The sequence below is a fragment of the Myxococcus sp. CA023 genome (genome assembly GCF_010998615.1).
GTDB lineage: Bacteria > Myxococcota > Myxococcia > Myxococcales > Myxococcaceae > Myxococcus.
Genome location: NZ_JAAEAH010000196.1, coordinates 1 through 458 on the forward strand (window position 1 = coordinate 1; position 458 = coordinate 458).

Below are 458 nucleotides of genomic sequence, written 5' to 3' on the forward strand. Positions count from 1 at the left end.
GCGTTGAACAACGGAACCGTGGTTGTTTTTGATCCGCATGGTGAGTATGGAAAGGCCCTGGCGAAGGGGCAATTGAATTTCTCGGGAGGTCTAGCGGAGAGCGAAGACGGACGCGATCGTACGGCACTACCCAAAATTCGCGAAACCTTGGAACGATTGCAGGAAGCCGGAGCAGGCGTCCATGTTTACACGCCACAAAATGAATCGTTCAAACACAAGTACGCAGGCAAAAACGTCCAGCTTGCGCTGCAGTTCGATCACTTTGAAATGGATGATGTGGCAGAAATTCTGCCTGGGCTGACCGAGCCTCAACAGAGGGTGCTTGATGTTGCGTTGCGCTATTGGCGGACAGCCGACAAGACCGAGCCACGGGACATCAATCGCCTTCGACATCTTCTCGGAGATGGTATCGAAGAATTGCGTGAGTGGGATGACCTTTCCGAGGCAGAAGGCAAAGC

1 protein-coding gene is annotated in these 458 nt (G+C 53.3%); it reads left to right on the plus strand.

Translation table 11 applies throughout. The features are described 5' to 3' along the window. The coding region (locus F8M74_RS37235) for a DUF87 domain-containing protein (RefSeq protein ID WP_163884766.1) at positions 1-458 on the plus strand (458 nt) is incomplete at both ends.